Source organism: candidate division KSB1 bacterium (assembly GCA_022562085.1).
GTDB lineage: Bacteria > Zhuqueibacterota > Zhuqueibacteria > Oceanimicrobiales > Oceanimicrobiaceae > Oceanimicrobium.
This window is the reverse complement of record JADFPY010000452.1, coordinates 1-2,873: the sequence shown is the minus strand read 5'-3', so window position 1 is coordinate 2,873 and position 2,873 is coordinate 1. Positions and strand designations below refer to the sequence as shown.

Genomic DNA, 2,873 nt, shown 5'->3' with positions numbered 1-2,873 from the left:
GTCAGAACCGACCAAGTATTAGCATAACCTTTTACCTCGGAACACAACCTCGCGTCTGACACAAGCTTTGCCTCTACAACTAAACACATAACATATTCATTACCGACTCGGATAAACTCTTATAGATGACAACTTCTTGTCGATATGGAATTCTTGATTAAGCTTTAGTAAAAACGTCACTTAAGTCCAAAAAGTGCCCTCCTTTCCCCTTGTTATCCTTGTTATCCGACTCGATATGGCTACACAAAAGATCATTAAACGATCACTCAATCAAACCATCCAACCAGTGAATGACATTCAAAAAAAATTGTGCGTTCTGTTTTGCCGCCGGATGATTCATGCCCATTTTCCTTTTGCTTTTTCCAGAAACCTGGGCTGTGAACATGGCGGCTTCGCCAAATACCGCTAAACGGCCTTTGCCAAATTTCATAAACGCACCCTGTGACCAACCACCAACAGGAATTCTCGGCGTATCTTCCCGAAAGACCCAGGCCGTATCCGGCATGCTTGAAATGAAATTTGAATTAAGGACCAGCAAGGGTTCAGCTGCCTCCGGAATTTTGAAGGCCTGGCCGGTAAAGGATACGACCGAGTCTATTTTCTCGGCCTCGTTTCTGCCATTTGTAATGCTATTAGATTTAAGGGTCTTGTTTTCACGAGTGAAGAAGTCGTTTGCCTGCCGGGTGGTATCAAAGGCAAAGCCATTATTAAACTCAAATCCGAAAGCAGCCGCCAAATCGGCTGCAGCTCCAGGACAGGGCATATGATCCGCGATTAAAAATAAAGACCCGCCTTCTTTGACCCAATCGGCTACCGCGGCAATTTCATCCCTTGTGAAGGCAGAAGGGTTAGGCAGGATCCAGTCCTCAATATTACTTTCGTGAAGCGCATTTGCAATGACCAGAATTTTGGCATTTTCCAAGCCGGTCTCTGAAAACTCCTCTGCAAAAACTTTTAAATTGTAGCCGTCTTTTTGCAGCAGTTTTGCAAATGATTTGTAACGTCCATTCAAGGTGTGAAAATTGTTGCGTGCTTCGTCGATAAATAGAGCTGGGCCGGTGCCTTTTTCATATACCGGTGATTGAAGTGTCGGATCAAAATCCGGATCGCCTACCTGCTGGGCTTGCAGGTTCAGCGCGGTCAGGACAATAGCCAAAATAAAACCAGACGTTCTCAATATTTGCTCCTTACCGGGCATCGAAACTGTTTCAATTCACATAGTTCTCATAAACTAATCTTCCCCTATTTATTGGACACGTTAACACTCGAACACCCTAACACTTAAACACTTTCTAAAAAACCTGAAACCCAACCATCACCACCATGGCCACGGCCACGGCTATTTTCGTGAGTTTGCCGCCGACCGTTCCAAGAAACGCGCCAAATCCTACTCGCAAAGATTTCTCGAAATCTTTTGTGTTAATGTATTCAAACAATGTCGCGCCCGCGAATGCACCGGCAAATGCGCCTAAAAGCGTTCCTAAAAGGGGAGCAATCCCTGTACCCCAGATGGCGCCTAAGAATCCACCGACAATTGCGCCAAGCATGCCCAATTTTGAAGCGCCGTATTTTCCGGCGGTGGCGGCGCCAATGAAAAATTCCAGAACCTCGACCGCGACGGCGATCAGCAGCAGAAGTCCTAAAAACTTCCAGGTCACTTCTGAAAAATCAGTCAGCCAGGCAAAAACAAGAGCGTTGGCGACAATTACAAATGTTCCCGGAATGCCAAAAGGTATGACAGCAATACCCACAAGCATGACAATCCAAAAAAGAATGTGTCCGAAGATTTCGAGAATGATCATTGCTGTTCCTTCACAGCAGTTTAAAGCTTTCTCTCAATATAAACGTCTTTCTTGTACTCTTCCACAAACTTTTCAAATTCTTTTTTGCGCTTCAAGTTTAGCGCCCAGAGCTCCAACTGTTCCCAATCTTCTGAGATGTTCAGTTTCCTGGTGGGTTTTCTGTCTTCAAGCTTAATCAAGTGATAACCAAACTGGGTCTTTTTGGGCTGTGAGAGGTCTCCCGGTTTTAAGCCTAAAATGGCGTCCTTAAATGCCGGAACCTGGAATTGGTCGACATCAAACCAACCCAGATCGCCGCCTTTCGAAGCGGTTGTTTCATCTTTTGAGTACTCCTTAGCCGCATCAGCAAAGGTAAGTTCCCCGGTCAGAATTTTGGCTCTTAAATCCTCGATGTTTTCCACGGTTCTTTTTTCATCCTCTGCCGAAGTATCCAGGCGAATCAAAATATGCCGCGGATTTATTTTCTCGCCGCCTTTCGTGATGAGTTGAATGATGTGCAGACCAAAGCGAGATCGTACGATTTCGGAAATCTCACCGGGCTCTAAGCCGAAGGCCACCTCTTCAAACTCCGGGACTAAATCTCCGCGCTTCATCATCCCCAGGTCGCCACCCCTGGTTGCGGACCCGGGATCTTCTGAAAATTCCTGGGCTAACTTGGCAAACGCCTCTCCCTTTTTTAACCTTTGCAAAATTCCCTCGGTTTTCTCTTCAGCAGCTTTTACTGCGGCAGGACTTGCTTCTACCTGAACCAGAATATGGCTAATCTTCACCGATTCATTCACCTCCGGAAGACTGTCTTTAAAAGCACGGTAAAACCCTTCGATTTCTCTCCGGGAAATTTTTACCTCAAAATCCTTTCGCTGCTTCAAATTATCTACTAACAACCTCTCTTCTATCTCACCACGAAAGTCACGACGAATTTGCCGCAATGAGATGCCGCCAAAGTATTCCTCGAGTCTCTCCTGGGAACCAAGCTGCTGAATCATGCGATTAATTTGCTCATCGAGGGTGCCGTCAATTTGCCTGTCGGTTACTACGATGCTGTCTTCCTTGGCCTTCACCAGCAAAACC

Annotated in this window: 3 protein-coding genes; all 3 read right to left on the bottom strand. The window is 45.9% G+C overall.

The genetic code is table 11. The features are described from left to right. Nucleotides 1-262: 262 nt before the first annotated feature. A complete protein-coding gene (locus tag IH879_22100) occupies nt 263-1,177 on the bottom strand; it encodes a DUF4350 domain-containing protein (protein MCH7677619.1) in 915 nt (304 codons plus the stop codon). A gap of 115 nt (nt 1,178-1,292) precedes the next feature. Then, nucleotides 1,293-1,802: a DUF456 domain-containing protein gene (locus tag IH879_22095; GenBank protein MCH7677618.1), complete on the bottom strand. Its 510-nt coding sequence runs from the start codon at nt 1,800-1,802 to the stop codon at nt 1,293-1,295. A gap of 20 nt (nt 1,803-1,822) precedes the next feature. Next, a partial coding sequence (locus tag IH879_22090) for a peptidylprolyl isomerase (protein ID MCH7677617.1) occupies nt 1,823-2,873 on the bottom strand: 1,051 nt, incomplete at its 5' end.

Excerpts from the sequence above, each read along its gene's own strand:
- IH879_22095 (MCH7677618.1), bottom strand. The coding sequence starts at position 1,802 with ATGATCATTCTCGAAATCTTCGGACACATTCTTTTTTGGATTGTCATG.